Origin of the sequence: Pseudomonas allokribbensis (assembly GCF_014863605.1) — a bacterium.
GTDB lineage: Bacteria > Pseudomonadota > Gammaproteobacteria > Pseudomonadales > Pseudomonadaceae > Aquipseudomonas > Aquipseudomonas allokribbensis.
In genome coordinates, this window is sequence record NZ_CP062252.1 from 6,448,792 (window position 1) to 6,464,960 (window position 16,169).

A 16,169-nucleotide genomic window follows, 5' to 3' on the forward strand; every position below is an offset into this window, starting at 1 on the left:
ATTGGCCCAAAATTTCCCACAAGCCTAGCATTCGCAGCGTTCCGGCACAGACCGGGTCCATATCGAGATGATTTCTATCATGTCCTCCGCTGCATCATTCCGCACAGAAAACGACCTGCTTGGCGCCCTCGAAGTCCCTGCTCAAGCGTATTACGGCATCCAGACCCTGCGAGCGGTGAACAACTTCCGTCTCTCGGGCGTTCCGATTTCGCACTACCCGAAGCTGGTTGTCGGTCTGGCAATGGTCAAACAGGCCGCTGCTGACGCCAACCGTGAGCTGGGTCACCTGAGCGAAGCCAAGCACGCTGCCATCAGCGAAGCCTGTGCACGTCTGATCCGCGGCGATTTCCACGAAGAGTTCGTGGTCGACATGATTCAAGGTGGCGCCGGTACCTCCACCAACATGAACGCCAACGAAGTGATCGCCAACATTGCTCTGGAAGCGATGGGTCACCAGAAAGGCGAGTACCAGTACCTGCACCCGAACGACGACGTCAACATGGCGCAGTCGACCAACGACGCCTACCCGACCGCGATCCGCCTGGGTCTGCTGCTGGGTCACGACGCGCTGCTGGCCAGCCTCGACAGCCTGATTCAGGCATTCGCGGCCAAGGGTCAAGAATTCAACCACGTCCTGAAGATGGGTCGTACCCAGCTGCAAGACGCCGTGCCGATGACCCTGGGTCAAGAGTTCCGCGCTTTCGCCACCACCATGGGCGAAGACCTGGCCCGTCTGAAGACGCTGGCCCCGGAACTGCTGACCGAAGTGAACCTGGGCGGCACCGCGATCGGCACCGGCATCAACGCCGACCCGCGCTATCAGGCCCTGGCCGTACAGCGTCTGGCACTGATCAGCGGTCAACCGCTGGTTCCAGCCGCCGACCTGATCGAAGCCACCTCCGACATGGGCGCCTTCGTGCTGTTCTCCGGCATGCTCAAGCGCACCGCGGTCAAGCTGTCGAAGATCTGCAACGACCTGCGCCTGCTGTCCAGCGGCCCACGTACCGGCATTAACGAAATCAACCTGCCGGCGCGTCAGCCAGGCAGCTCGATCATGCCAGGCAAGGTCAACCCGGTTATTCCGGAAGCCGTGAACCAGGTGGCATTCCAGGTCATCGGTAACGATCTGGCGCTGACCATGGCAGCCGAAGGCGGCCAACTGCAACTGAACGTGATGGAGCCGCTGATCGCCTTCAAGATCCTCGACTCGATCCGCCTGCTGCAACGCGCCATGGACATGCTGCGCGAGCACTGCATCGTCGGCATCACCGCCAACGAAGCGCGCTGCCGTGAACTGGTCGAACACTCGATCGGTCTGGTCACCGCACTGAACCCGTACATCGGCTACAAAAACGCCACCCGCATCGCCCGTATCGCCCTTGAAAGCGGCCGCGGCGTGCTGGAACTGGTGCGCGAAGAAGGTCTGCTCGACGAAGCCATGCTCGCCGACATCCTGCGCCCGGAAAACATGATTGCTCCGCGTCTGGTGCCTCTGAAAGGCTGATCCGACGCGTTACTTGTAGCACCGCTCACCAGGTCGAGGGACTAGACACCTCTCACCTTTTGAGGGCTTGGAGATCATTCTCCAAGCCCTTTTTTTTAACTATTTGAAAGGACAAACGTCTTCTGTGGGAGCCATCCCGCAAAAGCCCGACGCCGGTAACGTCGGGTGTTTCAAAGCCTCGTTTCGTCGCTTGCACCACAACCGTGCAGACGGGCGCCGCACTGATCGGTATAGTGCCGCCCCTCTTCGCGTGAGCGGTCGTCGGTAACGAGGCCATAACCCATGCGAAACCCGAACTAATAACAAACCCGCGAAATGGAACCGGGACGAAACCCTCGCCTCGCCTGTCGTGCCGAACGCACACCGGTGTAACGCGATGTTTCCGACCATCCAGTATTTGCTTACACAAAAAACAGCGAGGAAAAATCCATGCTCGAAGTCATCAACGACTTCCTCTCAGGGAAAGTACTGATCGTGCTCATTGTCGGGCTCGGTAGCTACTTCACGATTCGCTCGCGTTTCGTTCAATTGCGTCACTTCTTCCACATGTTCGCGGTGTTCCGCGACAGCCTCAAAGGCAGCGCCGGGCAACTCAGCTCGTTCCAGGCCCTGATGCTCAGCCTCGCCGGCCGCGTCGGTGCAGGCAACATCGCCGGTGTCGGCATCGCCGTGACCCTTGGTGGTCCGGGTGCGGTGTTCTGGATGTGGGTGACCGCACTGGTCGGAATGTCCAGCAGCTTCTTCGAATGTACCCTGGCCCAGGTCTACAAGCGCGCCGATGGCGACGGTCTGTACCGTGGTGGCCCGGCCTACTACATCCAGCACGGCCTGAAGCTCAAAGGCATGGCGGTGGTGTTCTCGATCCTGTTGCTGGTCACCTACGGCTTCGCCTTCATTGGCCTGCAGTCCTACACCGTGACCCACTCGCTGCAAAACGCCTTTGCGTTCGACCCGCAACACACCGGTATCGTCCTGGCAGTGCTGCTGGCCATCACCTTCATCGGCGGCATCAAGCGCATCGCTTCGGTGTCCGACCTGCTGGTACCGATCAAGACCCTGGCCTATATCGGCGTGACCCTGTACGTGATCGGCACCCAGATCGAACACGTGCCAGCCATGCTGGAAACCATCTTCAAGAGCGCCTTCGGTCTCGACCCGGCCTTCGGCGGCCTGCTCGGCAGCGCGATTGTCATGGGCGTGAAACGTGGCGTATTCGCCAACGAAGCGGGCCTGGGCAGTGCGCCGAACGTCGCCGCCGTGGCCGCCGTGAAGCACCCGGGCGCTCAGGGCGTGGTTCAGGCTTTCAGTGTGTTCCTCGACACCTTCGTGATCTGCACCTGCACCGCGCTGCTGATCCTGCTGTCGGGCTTCTACACCCCGGGCTTCGAAGGTGACGGCATCGTCCTGACCCAGAACTCGCTGGCCGCCGTGGTCGGTGACTGGGGTCGCATGTTCGTCAGCGTCGCGCTGTCGCTGTTCGTCTTCACTTGCATCCTCTACAACTACTACCTGGGCGAGAACAGCCTGCAGTTCCTCACCCGCAACCGCGCTGCGCTGATGACTTTCCGCGGCCTGGTGCTGGCGCTGGTGGTCTGGGGTTCGATGCAGGATCTGTCGACCGTGTTCGCCTTCGCCGACATCACCATGACCTGCCTGGCCTTCGTCAACCTGATAGCCCTGGCCATGCTGTTCAAGGTCGGCATGCGCGTGATGCGTGACTACGACGAGCAGCGCCGCGCCGGCGTCAGCCAGCCAGTGTTCGACTCCAGCAAATTTACCGATCTGGACCTGGACCTGAAGGCCTGGCCGACCAGCCCGTCGGTTGCTGCCAAGGCTGACGCTCAGCCGCAAGGCATCCCCGCAGCGCAACGCTGATCGGGTAAAAACCGGGCGCAGGTCTTGCGCCCGGCGTGACACAAGCGGCGGTCGGCGTCATGCTCGACCGCATGCTGTCTTCGTTCAGGAGAACTCCCCATGAATTCCTCGACCTACCCTGCCGCCCAGCACGTCATGGTGCTATACACCGGTGGCACCATCGGCATGCAGGCCAGCGCGAACGGCCTGGCCCCGGCTTCCGGTTTCGAAGCGCGGATGCGCGATTACCTGCACAGTCAGCCTGAGCTGGTGGTGCCGCAGTGGCGCTTTCGCGAGATGTCGCCGCTGATCGACAGCGCCAACATGACCCCGACCTACTGGCAGCAACTGCGTGAAGCCGTCGTCGACGCCGTCGATGTGCAAGGCTGCGACAGCGTGCTGATCCTGCACGGTACCGACACCCTGGCCTACAGCGCCGCCGCCATGAGCTTCCAGTTGCTCGGCCTGCATGCCCGCGTGTGCTTCACCGGTTCGATGCTGCCGGCCGGCGTCACCGACAGCGACGCCTGGGAAAACCTCAGCGGCGCGCTGGTCGCCCTCGGCCACGGCCTGGCGCCGGGTGTGCATCTGTATTTCCACGGCGAGCTGCTGGCCCCGACCCGTTGCGCGAAAGTGCGCAGCTTCGGCCGTCATCCGTTCAAACGTCTGGAACGTCAGGGCGGCGGCGTGAAAGCCACCTCGCTGCCAGCCGCGCTGAACTACAACCAGCCCAAGCAACTGGCCAGGGTTGCCGTATTGCCGCTGTTCCCGGGCATCGGCGCCGAGATCATCGACGGCCTGCTCGACAGCGGCATTCAGGGTCTGGTGCTGGAGTGCTACGGCAGCGGCACCGGGCCGAGCGACAATCCAGAGTTCCTTGCCAGCCTCGGCCGTGCGCGGGATAAAGGTGTCGTCGTGGTTGCGGTCACGCAGTGCCATGAAGGTGGTGTGGAACTGGATATCTACGAAGCGGGCAGCCGCTTGCGTGGCGCTGGCGTGTTGTCCGGTGGCGGCATGACCCGTGAGGCGGCGTTCGGCAAGTTGAATGCTTTGCTGGGTGCAGGCCTTGAAACGGCCGAAGTGCGGCGTCTGGTCGAACTCGACCTGTGCGGCGAACTCATCTGATCGCAACAAGCTGTGGGAGCCCCTCTGCTCCCACAGCCCGGCATGCAACTTGCTGCCGTTTCCAGCATCCCAAGGCTGGAAGATCTTATGCTCCACTCCCACCTCACCACACTCAATGCAGTCTCGTTGATCCTCAACACGTTCAAGACCGAAGGCTTGTCCAGTGAAGCGCTGCTCGCCGGCAGCGGCATCAGCGCGGCGGACCTGAGCCGGGCCGACACCCGCATCACCACCAATCAGGAGATGCAGGTCTGCGCCAACGCAGTCGCGCTCAAGCACGACATCGGCCTGGAACTGGGCCGGCGCATGCACGTTTCCTGCTACGGCATCCTCGGTTACGCGCTGCTGACCTGTGCCACCTTCGGTGACGCTTTGCGCCTGGCGATCCGTTATCCGGCGCTGCTGGGAACACTTTTCGAGCTGAGTCTGGAGGACGACGGCGAACGCATCTGGTTCGTCGCTGCCGATTACCGCGAAAGCCCGGGGATGGCGGTGTTCAACGCTGAGTTCTGTCTGGTGTCGCTGAAAGTCATCTGCGATGACCTGCTCGGCCATCCACTGCCACTACTCGCCACCCGCTTCGAACACGCCGCGCCGGATTACCGCGACAGCTACGCCGAACACTTCAACGCGCCCCTGCACTTCGGTGCCAAGGACAACGCCTTTGCCTTTGACCGGCGCTGGCTCGATCAGCCGCTGCCGCTGGCCGACATCATCACCCACCAGGCCATGGCCGAACGCTGCCGCAAGCAGAACATCGAGTTCACTGGCAGGCAGGCGTGGCTCGGGCGGATCCGCCAGTTGCTGACCGCACAACTCAACGCAGCACCTGGGCTGGAAGGTCTGGCGCAACAGATGAACTGCTCGCCGCGCACCTTGCGCCGGCATCTGAAGGACATGGGCTGCAGCTATCAGGAACTGCTCGACGAACTGCGTTTCGAACGGGCCAAACAGATGCTTTGCGAGGATCAGTTGCCGATCTACCGCATTGCCGAAACCCTCGGCTTCAGCGAGACCGCGAGCTTCCGCCATGCGTTCGTGCGCTGGAGCGGCGTGGCGCCGAGTCAGTTCCGCGCTTGAGATAAATCAGGCATCGCGCCACTGACTGCACTACATTACGCGGCCCGCCCCCATTGCCGGTGTTTTTGCTTGATGCTTCTTTTCCGTCGCTATTCACGCCTTGCCTTGCTCGCTGCACTGCTCAACCTGCCATTGGCCGCGCAGGCCATCGAACTGAACTGGTGGGGGCTCCCGCCGCACTCGGTGGTTGACGCACCCGAATATGGCAAAACCATCATTCCGATCCCCGCCGCGGCTGAAACGCCCGGAGTTGCGAAACCTCTGACAGGCTTGCTCAGCAGCTTTCGCGGTCTGTTCTACCTGAACGTTTACAGCGATGAGAACTACCGCGAACGTGTGCACAAACTGGGACCGATCCCATTGCTCACCGCCGACGAGTTTCACAGCTGCATCACCGAGTTTCAGTACATGAATCTGAGCTCGTCGGCCATGCGCACCGACATCGCGCCGGGTATCGTGGTCGATACCCTGAGTTTCGACTGTGTCAAAACCAGTGGCTGGGAAACCAAGCGCTACCTGCTGATCGACTGGCGCAAGCCCGGTGAGCCGTTGATGGCGTTGGGGCGGGTGCGCAACGATCACCTGCTGTCGTTCCAGCCGCTGCAGGAAACCTCTGCAACCGTGCTCGACACCTGGCTCAAAGGTATCGAAGGTGCCCGGGACGCCATGCGTTACAGCGTACCCGACGCCCCTCTGAGTATCGAAGTTGATCCACAGCCCTACCAGGCTGGCGACGGCGCCCTGCAACTGTGGGAGCTGCACCAGCAACTGAGCAAGGCCAGCGACAAAGGCCCTGGACTGAAGAAAGTCGATGAGCTGTTTTTGAACCAGGACTTCCGCCGAATCGGTGCCGATCAGAAAGACTTCCCCGGCCAGCTCAACGACATTGCTTACTGGAAAAGTGAACTGGCGCCAGACGAAGGTTCCCGGCAATGGCTGCTGGAAGTAGCACGTCGCGCACCACAACGCATTCCGGTCTATCTCAACCTCGCGGATCAGGCCTGGAAAAGCTATGAAAAAGCACCCGCCTACACGACCCAGTACGCATTGGCGCAGGAGTATTACCGGATTTACTGCGGTCTGCGCCTGCAGCGAAATCTGAGCGTTCCGGAGCGCGTGGTTCAGAGGCTGGGACTAGCCCAGGCCGAACCTCAGGCCTGCCAGGCACAATGGCCATTGATCGAGGCCGTGGACCAGCAGGACGAGCCGCGTGTACGGCAGTTGCTCGACAGTGGCCTCCAGGCCAAGACCCTGGGCGAGGACGGCCGAAGTGCCTTGTTGCACGCACTGGATGCACCGAACTTCGCCATCGCCCGCCTGCTGCTCGACCGGGGGGCTGAAACCAGCGGCATCAACGGCAGCGAACCGCTGGTGATGCAAGCATTAAACAAAGACCTCAAAGCCGACAAGGATCCGCAACAGGGCCAGCGAACCGAGTTTCTGCTCAATGCCGGCGCCGCCATCGACGAGCCCGATGCGCGGGGTGAGACCCTGCTGATGCAACGTACATCGCGTAAAGATGACGAGCTGTTCAACTGGCTGTTCAAGCATCCGCAGAACCTCGATCGCCGACAAAGCAAAGAACAGAGAACCGCGTTGTACGAAGCGATCTACCGCAACAACTATTCGGCAGCAAAACGTCTGGTTGAAGCCGGTGCGCAGCTGAATTTTGTCTACCCTGCCGGACGTTGCCATGAACGAGACCGCCTGGATTCGGTTCTGTACCTCCTCGCCAGCCAGGCCCCCAGAGGCGACATGGATCGAGAGATCGACCACCAGCAGGTCCTTGAGCTGTTCACGCTGATGCTGGAAAAAGGGGCCGACCCAACGCTGGGTGAGCCCTGTACAGACGATGCCTACAGCGCATTGCGCAAGATGCTGGAACAACGACAGCGTCCGGATTGGCTTGAGGTACTTGATCGCCATCAAGCCGCCATTGGCAAAACCGCGACTCGCCTCTGAATCCGAACGGCGCCCCTTCCTGGGGCGCTTTATTCGTCCAAGGGGCGAATTTCGGTCAGTTCTTTTGGCCATATCGATCCCCTTTTGGCCGCTCCTGACGTTCTCCGATTCGCCCCGCGCCGCAACACTGGGGTCAACCGAATCAGCCCTGCGGAGAACAACAAATGCTGACGATCTACTCTGACGATCACCACCTGCACCACGGCCGCTGCGAATTGATCGACGGGCAACTCAAGCCTTGCTTCGAGATGCCGTCGCGCGCCGACCACGTGTTGCAGCGGGTGAAAAACCAAAACCTCGGCCCGGTCGAGGCACCGAAGGATTTCGGCCTCGGGCCGATCGAGCGCATCCACAGCCGCGACTACCTCGACTTCTTCAAAGGCGCCTGGGCGCGCTGGACCGAATTCAACACCGACGGCGACTTGCTGCCCTACACCTGGCCGGCGCGCACCTTGCGTCAGGTCAAGCCGACCAGCCTGCACGGCCAGCTCGGTTATTACAGCTTCGACGGCGGCGCGCCGATCACCGCCGGCACCTGGCAAGCCGCGTACAGCGCAGCGCAAGTGGCGCTGACCGCACAAGCGGAAATCCAGCGCGGTGCGCGCGGAGCCTTCGCTCTGTGCCGTCCACCGGGACACCACGCTGCCGGCGATTTGATGGGGGGTTATTGCTACCTCAACAACGCCGCCATCGCGGCGCAAGCGTTCCTCGATCAGGGCCACAAGAAGGTCGCGATCCTCGACGTCGACTACCACCACGGCAACGGCACCCAATCGATTTTCTACGAGCGCAGCGATGTGCTTTTCACCTCGATCCACGGCCACCCGGAAGCGGAATTCCCGTTCTTCCTCGGTTATGAAGATGAACGCGGCGAAGGGGCCGGCGAAGGCTTCAACTTCAACTATCCGCTGCCGGCGGGTTCCGGCTGGGATGTCTGGAGTGCGGCGCTGGATCAGGCCTGCCAGGAGATCGACAACTACGGCGCCGACATCATCGTCGTGTCGCTGGGCGTCGACACCTTCAAAGACGATCCGATCTCGCAGTTCAAGCTCGACAGCCCGGACTACCTGGCCATGGGCAAGCGCATCGCCGCTCTCGGCAAACCGACCCTGTTCGTCATGGAGGGTGGCTACGCGGTGGAAGAAATCGGCATCAACGCGGTGAACGTGCTCGAAGGTTTCGAACAATGAACAGACTCAAGCACTTCATCGCGCCCGCGCTTTGTGCGGCACTGCTGAGCGGCGCCGCGCACGCCGAAGAACGCACCCTGCGCGTCTACAACTGGTTCGACTACATCACCCCCAAGGCACTGGAAGATTTCAAGGCGCAGAACAGTCAGACCAAACTGGTCTACGACATCTTCGACACCAACGAAGCACTGGAGGCCAAGTTGCTGACCGGCAACTCCGGCTATGACGTGGTGGTGCCGTCCAACGTGTTCCTGGCCAAGCAGATCGAGGCCGGGGTGTTCCAGCCGCTGGATCGCAGCCAGTTGCCGAACTGGAACCACCTCGATCCGAAACTGATGAAGCTGATCGAGGCCAACGACCCGGGCAACAAGTTCGCCGTGCCTTACATGTACGGCACCATCCTGATCGGCTTCAACCCGGCCAAGGTCAAGGCTGCACTGGGTGACAACGCGCCGGTGGACAGCTGGGACCTGATCTTCAAGGAGGAGAACATCAGCAAGCTCAAGCAGTGCGGCGTCGCCCTGCTCGACTCGCCATCGGAGATCCTGCCGCTGGCCCTGCAACACCTCGGCCTCGACCCCAACAGCAAGAACCCGGCGGATTACGCCAAGGCCGAAGCCTTGCTGATGAAGATTCGTCCGTACGTGACCTACTTCCATTCGTCCAAATACATGGCCGATATCGCCAACGGTGACATCTGCGTCGCGGTCGGTTATTCGGGCAGCTTCTCGCAAGCCGCCAACCGCGCCAAAGAGGCGAAGAACGGCGTGGTGGTCGACATGCGCCTGCCGAAGGAAGGTGCGCCGATCTGGTTCGACATGCTCGCCATCCCGAAAGGAGCGAAGAACCCGCAGGACGCCTACACCTTCATCAACTACCTGCTGCAACCGCAGGTGATCGCGCCGGTCAGCGACTTTGTCGGTTACCCGAACCCGAACAAGGACGCCACCGAACATGTCGATCCGGCAATCCGCAACAACCCCAACCTGTACCCGACGGATGCGGCGATGAATACGCTGTACACCCTGCAACCGTTGCCGCGTGATGCAGAACGGGCACGCACCCGGGCGTGGACCAAGATCAAGTCCGGCACCTGAAACGTTCCGCCCCACCAAGACCCGCCTCCGCGGGTCTTTTTTTGCCTGCAAGATCTATGTACCGCCGCGTGCCGTGGCCGGAATTTTAATGTGCCGGTTTTCCCCCATGGACACGACCATGACTGAACCTGCCGCCGCCACTACGCCCAGCGTTTCCCCTCCCTTGCTGAAACAGAGCCGGCTGGTCGAACTGACCGGCCGGGGCTACTCGCTGCATCAAGTCGCCTCGGCGCTGTTGCGCGAAGCACTGATGAAAAGCCATCCCGACCAACACATCGATCCGGATCGCACGATGCTCGCGACGCCTCTGCGCGAAACCGATGCCACACAGAACGCCACCGGGGTCTTTGCCTTCGAATCCCTGACCCATGCCTTTATCCAGCACTGCTTTAACAGAACCACGGCCGATTACATCGAAGGCGAGCACTTCCTGACCCGCACACCCGACGCCACTCCGCCCATCCTCCTGCCGGTGAGCATGGACGACGTCACCTCGCTGGTGAACGACCTTGCACCGTTTCTGTTCCTCGAATACCAGCAGCGCCAACTCGATTACTGGAATGAGTCCGCCGGCACCCAGCCGCGCTGGCAAGAGCTGTCCGACCTGTTGTGTTCGGCCGCGAATGTGCAGACGGCCAGTGGCTGGGATGTAGACGAGTGCGCACTGGCGCGATTTGTCGCTCAGCATCCGGATCGGGCAGAACGCTCGACAGTGAACAGCGATTTCAGCGGGCTGAAAGCCTGCCTGATGGACATCGACCTGGTTGACGGCAAGGACAGCACGCACCTGCTCATTGCCGGCGCACTGGTGCTGACTGCCACCGTCAAACAGCGGCAACGGATCCTGATGTACACCGTTGCCGATGGCTATGAGTCCTTCGAGTCGCTGGTCGCGCTGGGCGAAACATTGCCACAGCGACTCGATCCCGAGCTGTCCGGGCGCTCCCTGAAATGGCGCCTGATCGAACCCGAAGGGCATATCTTCGACGCCGTTGCACAGGCGCTGATCAGCAATCAGCTCGGTGCGATCGCGGCACTGGACCCCGCCAACCAGTCGATCAGTGCCCAGGCCTCCCCCGCAAGACAGAGCCGCGGTCGTTTCAATCCGCTCGAACGAGCCCGGCTCGACCAGTTGGAAGAGGCCATTCCCGATTGGCTGCAAGCCGGCTCCCTCCATGATCTGCAGGACTACAGTCGCTACATTGCCGAGCTCGGCACCTTGCGTGACGACGTCGAGAAGGGTGTTTTCAGAGATGACGACATTCCCCTGATCAAGCCCTACGCCGAACGCCGCATGTGCGAAGCAATCATCGCCGACAAAAGCGCCGAGGGCGCCGCCGAACTGCCTCTGGAACACCTGCGGATCAGTGTGACCAACAGCCTCGAAACCGGTGGCTTCACCCTGCCCAATCCATTTGACCGAATACACGAGACCCTGGGTGAGTTCGCCCTGCAAAACGCCCCGCCCTACCAAGCCACGATCGCCTTCGATAATGACCGAGCCGTACCTGCCTGGCTGACTGTGGACTTTCTCACCACAATCGCGGAAAAGGTCGACATCGGCGGTCATTACCCGCAACTGATCAAACGCGCACTGATTGATGACCCGATCCGGGCGGCCGAGCAAAAGACCCGCTACATGCGCCAGCTGCCGACACTCCTGCCGATGCTTGCACTGGAATGCAAGCTCAAGCACCAGGGCGACGTCGATCAGCGGGGTTATGACTACGTCTGCCAATTGATGGATGCCATCACCCGCAAACTTCCAACAGCCGAACACTCGGTGACGATCCGTCCGTTGGCATTCGTCCCTCGCCGCCGCTTGAGCCGGCGTTCGGACGTTGTCGCCAACATGTTCATCATCTGTCCGCGAGACCATACCCAGGGTCCTTGCCTGTTGTACCGGCCGCTGCTGGACACCCCGTTGATGCAGTTCGCCTCTCTGCAAAACCTGATGTACGCGCTGTATCAGGATGGCGAACTGCGCAATTCGGTATTGGCCTGGCTGGGCAGTGCAGCACTGAGTTTCGAGTACTCGCAGTACGCCTTCCCGGTCGGCCTGCCCTCGCCGTGGATCGTCACTCAATTGGCCACCGAACCGTTCATGCACCTGGATCTGACAGGCCCGATCGCACTGGAAAACGCCCCCCTCGGCGGCGACATCCTTGCCTCGCTGTACACCGCCAACAGTCAGGCGCTGGTCGAACTTGCGAACCGCCAGTCGCAGTCCAACAGCGAACGACGCTGGGCGCTTCTGGCGGACAGCGGCTGGGCGATGTTCAGCGTTGCTGCGAACTTCATGAGCGGCGCGGCGGGTACCGCCGTCTGGGTCTGGCAAACCATCACGCAGATCCAGCAGGCGATTGATGCCAATGAACACGACGACACCCTCGTGGCCTGGCAATCCACCGCCGATGTTCTGCTGACGCTCGGCATCATCCTGACCCAACGCGTCGTGGCGCGACGCAACCGCTCGTGGCTGCCGCACCAGAAGGAATCCCGCGAAACGGCCCGACTGTCGCCGGAGAAAGAGGAGTCCGCACCAGAAGTCACACCGTCAGTCACGCTCGACCCGGTTGCCATCACTGGCGAGGTGCCTGCCGCGCATCTCACCCAACTCGAGCAAGGGACACTGCTGCGACCCGACACCAGCGCACGCTTCATCGCGATGCTCGACCGCTTCAAGATCGCCACACCTGACTTGAGCGGGAAACAGGCCTCACCAGTCACTCACCTGTACACCCTCGACGGCAAGACCTGCGCCCGGGTCGGTACGCGCTGGTTCCAGGTGATCGCCCGGGCAGACGAGCCGGTGCATATCGTCGATCCGGCCGATCCACTGCGTATCGGCATGGCGCTGACATACGACGAGACTGCCGGGCAATGGCACTGGGACCCGAAACTGCGCTTGCGCGGCGGCATGCCGAAAAGCCGGATCGAGGCGTTCCGCCGCTCCAAAAAGCAGTCAATGGAGGCTGCCTGGACTGAGCTGGAGCAATTTGAAGCACACGAAACAGAGGCGAAAACACAACTGCTGCGAGCGCTGGTGGCCCTTCCACGGGACACCAGCGAAGCCGGCTTCGAGCACTCCGCATCCGTCTATCTGGGCAGGGCCACGAAGCTGGGCAATGAGTACACCCAGGCGCTGGACCAACTCGAAAACTGGCGTCTGGCGGGTGGCGGTGGCTCGGTACACCAGGCCAGACTGATGAGCCTGACCCTGGGTCAGCACCGCTGTTTCGGCTCGTGGCTGCGGGTGAAAATGCGGATGTACGCCAAGACCACACAGATCTTTGTCGACAGCGCGAACCAACACACACTGGTACCACGCAAGCAACAGATCGAAATCGCCACCGTCGCCACCGCGTTGAGCGACGAAATGATCACCACCCTGCAAACCCTGGATCGCTCGCTCCAGATATTGAACAGCCATTCGGCCAAGGCCAGAGAAGTGGCCACGAGGCTGGAATTGCTGCTGCCAGACTTCAACACACTCGATCTCAAGGCCAATGAAATCGGCATGTCCTACGAGCGCTGTGTGGAGGAGAAGCCGGGAGCCGCCATGAACGCCGCCCGCGCCGCGATCGGGATCATCACGGCCACGGCTGCCGATGCCAGTCATGAGCTGATCCTGCTGAGTAAAACCGCGGTGATTGCAGATGGACAGCTGGCGCGGATCGAACGTTTATCGCAGTGGAACGATCTCTTCGCCAGCCTCGGTGAACGCGTGGAGCAATTGCCTGCGGCCCATCCCGGCCAGTTCGTCCAGGCCAGGCTCGACAGGGTTCGCGAGCTGATCGGCGAGTTTCATGAAGTGGCCCGCGAACGCCTGACCACAGAATTGCCCGAACCGGAAGAACGACCCGCCCCCGTCAAGTCCCGGCCGCAGCCTTCAACGTCGCAGCCGAAAGTGAAGGTGAGCAAAAGTCGTCCACGCCCCGAAACAGGTGAGTCAGCCCCCATGGCCCAGAGCGGCGAGTCGGAGGCCGAGACATCGTTCGTCAAACTCACCGCGCAAAGACCCGAACCGACGGCGCCCGCCGATGACGAGGATATTGTTTCAGCGGCAATGGCGCTTGAAGCGAACATCGAGAGCTTCAACAGGAAAACCCGCGAGGACGCCAAGCGACCGGGGCGTATTCCCGCTGACATCCGCGACATGTTCGAACAGCAAGTCGAACGCCTCAAACAAATGGCCATCGACGTCGACAGCGCGATCACCCGAAGAAAAAATGCCAGGAAGGATCCTTGGCCCATTGCCTCCCTCATCCCGAACCTGCGCGAAGGCGCAACCCGCACCCACGCCGACGGCATTGCGACCTACGCGACCATGCTTAAACAACGCAAACCTCGGGAAACCTATTTCCACTGGCTGCACGACAACGGGCAGGTCAACGTGATCAAGGACCCACGCGGACGCATTCGTACCCGGCATCGCGGGGACTACTTTCAGGAGTACCGGATTCTCGACAAGGCCAACGCAAACAAACCGCTATGGGTCGCGCACTTTCATTACGACCAGCTCGGGGATGCGGATGAGCTGTACACCATTGCCCATCTGAAATTCGCCGATGCGTATCTGCAAACGCTGGATGACAAAACCCGCCAGACACTGGACACCTTCGACGCCGTCGACAATGCGCTGCGGCGTATCGTCGATCCGCAGGTGCGCGACCTGTTCCTCACCACAGGCCGACGCTCGACCGAAAGATGATTAACTGCGCCAGACTTCGCGCAAGCGGGCCAGAGCCGACTCGATCGCCGGCTCCGGCACCGCCGCAAAACCCAGCACCAGACCGGCGCGCCGATCGATCGGCGTCGTCGAGTCCGGCAGCCAGTACTTGCTCAAGCCATGGACTTCCACCCCGACGCTGGCGGCCTGTTCGATCAATTGCTGTTCGCGGGCCACGCTGTCGACCGCCACCGTCAAATGAAGTCCGGCGGACACGGCCGGCAGTTCGCCGACACCCGCCAAACCCTGGGGCCAACCATTGATGAGCGCATTGCGCCGGCTGAGTGCAGCACGGCGCATCCGCCGGATGTGCCGCTGAAAGTGCCCGGCCGCCATGAACTCGGCCATCACCGCCTGGGTGCTCACCTCGGAATGCCGGACATCCACCGCGCGCCGCTGTGCAAAGGCCTCCACCAACCCCGGCGGCAACACCAGATAACCCAGGCGCAGCGCCGGGAACGCGACTTTGCCGAAGGTGCCGACGTACAAGACACGACCCTGGCGGTCGAGCGCAGCCAGCGGAGCCAAGGGGGCGCCGGTGTAGCGATACTCGCCGTCGTAATCGTCCTCGACGATCCAACCCCCGGTGCGCTCGGCCCAGGCCAGCAATTCCAGGCGTCGCGCCAGGCTCATCACCACCCCTGTCGGGTATTGATGAGACGGCGTGACATAAGCCACACGGCAATCTTCGGCGGCGGCCAACGCTGCGCAATCGATGCCCTCCTCATCCACCGCAATGCCGTGCAATCGACCACCGGCCAATGCGAACGCATGACCCGCTGCGCGGTAGCCGGGATTCTCGATGCCGACCCCGGCGCCTGGCTCCACCAGCAACTGTGCACAAAGGCTGATTCCTTGCTGTGCGCCACTGGTGATCACAATTTGCTCAGCCGAGCACTGCATGCCGCGCGAACTGCGCAAATAGGCAGCGATCAGTCCACGCAACCGCGCATCGCCCGCCGGGTCGCCGTAACACAGTTGCTGCAAATCGGGTTTACGCCAGAACGCCGCATTCAGCTTGGCCCAGACGTCGAACGGGAACAGATCGAACGCCGGAACACCCACCCTGAAAGCCCGTGGCGGACCACTCGGCGGCGTAGGCAAATGGTTCTGTTCAAGCCGCTGCATCGCACCGCTGTGGATAACTTTGCTGGATAAATCCCCAGTGGAATCGACCGATTTTGTGGATAAGGCTGTGGGTAAGCCTGTTGAAAACCCTGTGGATACTTTTGTGGATAGTTTTTTCGTCGGTGTCGCCGATTGGGGCAACTGCGCCACATAAGTACCGTCCCCGACCCGCCCTTCGATGAAACCTTCGGCATACAGCTGATCGTAGGCGCGCACCACACTGTTGCGGGAAATCGTCAATGCCGCCGCCAGATCGCGACTGGCCGGCAGGCGTGTGCCGCTGGCCAGGCGCCCGTCGAGCACCCGCAGGCGCAAGGCCTGATAGAGCTGACGGCTCAGGCCTTTGCGGCGGTCGAGCTCAATGCCGGCAGGGTTGAACGGCAGCGACAGCGTGGTCGAATCGGGCATGGCAATGGACCTATGAAATTGGTCATCAATGGCTCTTACAACAGACCAATAGCCTGCCTACGATGCAGGCATTCGCCAAGGAAAATTTC

At 61.5% G+C, this 16,169-nt stretch carries 9 protein-coding genes; 8 read left to right on the top strand and 1 reads right to left on the bottom strand.

All coding sequences use genetic code 11. The features are described from left to right. Window positions 1-79 precede the first annotated feature (79 nt). The 8 genes from aspA to IF199_RS29825 all read left to right on the top strand — a co-directional run bounded on the left by aspA (window position 80) and on the right by IF199_RS29825 (window position 14,526). Window positions 80-1,504 (top strand): aspartate ammonia-lyase, encoded by a 1,425-nt coding sequence (gene aspA, locus IF199_RS29790; RefSeq protein ID WP_096817152.1) that lies wholly within the window; start codon window positions 80-82, stop codon window positions 1,502-1,504. A gap of 429 nt (window positions 1,505-1,933) precedes the next feature. Continuing rightward, complete coding sequence (locus IF199_RS29795; protein WP_102620659.1) at window positions 1,934-3,379, top strand: alanine/glycine:cation symporter family protein; 1,446 nt, start codon at window positions 1,934-1,936, stop codon at window positions 3,377-3,379. Window positions 3,380-3,478: 99 nt separating this feature from the next. Beyond that, on the top strand, window positions 3,479-4,483 hold the full coding sequence (locus IF199_RS29800) for an asparaginase (RefSeq protein ID WP_192559334.1): 1,005 nt from the start codon (window positions 3,479-3,481) through the stop codon (window positions 4,481-4,483). An 87-nt stretch (window positions 4,484-4,570) separates the two neighbouring features. Continuing rightward, window positions 4,571-5,563: an AraC family transcriptional regulator gene (locus tag IF199_RS29805; RefSeq protein WP_192559335.1), complete on the top strand. Its 993-nt coding sequence runs from the start codon at window positions 4,571-4,573 to the stop codon at window positions 5,561-5,563. Between the two features lie 72 nt (window positions 5,564-5,635). Next, window positions 5,636-7,525: an ankyrin repeat domain-containing protein gene (locus tag IF199_RS29810; RefSeq protein ID WP_192559336.1), complete on the top strand. Its 1,890-nt coding sequence runs from the start codon at window positions 5,636-5,638 to the stop codon at window positions 7,523-7,525. Between the two features lie 164 nt (window positions 7,526-7,689). Next, window positions 7,690-8,715, top strand: coding sequence for a histone deacetylase family protein (locus IF199_RS29815; protein ID WP_007954279.1), 1,026 nt, complete (start codon window positions 7,690-7,692; stop codon window positions 8,713-8,715). Next, the gene (locus IF199_RS29820) at window positions 8,712-9,812 is read left to right on the top strand and encodes a polyamine ABC transporter substrate-binding protein (RefSeq protein WP_096817142.1); all 1,101 of its coding nucleotides are present in this window, start codon (window positions 8,712-8,714) and stop codon (window positions 9,810-9,812) included. The genes IF199_RS29815 and IF199_RS29820 overlap by 4 nt, the downstream gene beginning before the upstream one ends. A gap of 118 nt (window positions 9,813-9,930) precedes the next feature. Continuing rightward, window positions 9,931-14,526, top strand: a complete 4,596-nt coding sequence (locus IF199_RS29825) for a dermonecrotic toxin domain-containing protein (RefSeq protein ID WP_192559337.1) — start codon at window positions 9,931-9,933, stop codon at window positions 14,524-14,526. Here IF199_RS29825 and pdxR read toward each other — a convergent pair whose 3' ends face one another. After that, complete coding sequence (gene pdxR, locus IF199_RS29830) at window positions 14,527-16,080, bottom strand: MocR-like pyridoxine biosynthesis transcription factor PdxR (RefSeq protein WP_192559338.1); 1,554 nt, start codon at window positions 16,078-16,080, stop codon at window positions 14,527-14,529. Window positions 16,081-16,169 lie beyond the last annotated feature (89 nt).

Excerpts from the sequence above, each read along its gene's own strand:
- aspA (WP_096817152.1), top strand. The coding sequence starts at position 80 with ATGTCCTCCGCTGCATCATTCCGCACAGAAAACGACCTGCTTGGCGCC.
- IF199_RS29795 (WP_102620659.1), top strand. The coding sequence starts at position 1,934 with ATGCTCGAAGTCATCAACGACTTCCTCTCAGGGAAAGTACTGATCGTG.
- IF199_RS29800 (WP_192559334.1), top strand. The coding sequence starts at position 3,479 with ATGAATTCCTCGACCTACCCTGCCGCCCAGCACGTCATGGTGCTATAC.
- IF199_RS29805 (WP_192559335.1), top strand. The coding sequence starts at position 4,571 with ATGCTCCACTCCCACCTCACCACACTCAATGCAGTCTCGTTGATCCTC.
- IF199_RS29810 (WP_192559336.1), top strand. The coding sequence starts at position 5,636 with ATGCTTCTTTTCCGTCGCTATTCACGCCTTGCCTTGCTCGCTGCACTG.
- IF199_RS29815 (WP_007954279.1), top strand. The coding sequence starts at position 7,690 with ATGCTGACGATCTACTCTGACGATCACCACCTGCACCACGGCCGCTGC.
- IF199_RS29820 (WP_096817142.1), top strand. The coding sequence starts at position 8,712 with ATGAACAGACTCAAGCACTTCATCGCGCCCGCGCTTTGTGCGGCACTG.
- IF199_RS29825 (WP_192559337.1), top strand. The coding sequence starts at position 9,931 with ATGACTGAACCTGCCGCCGCCACTACGCCCAGCGTTTCCCCTCCCTTG.
- pdxR (WP_192559338.1), bottom strand. The coding sequence starts at position 16,080 with ATGCCCGATTCGACCACGCTGTCGCTGCCGTTCAACCCTGCCGGCATT.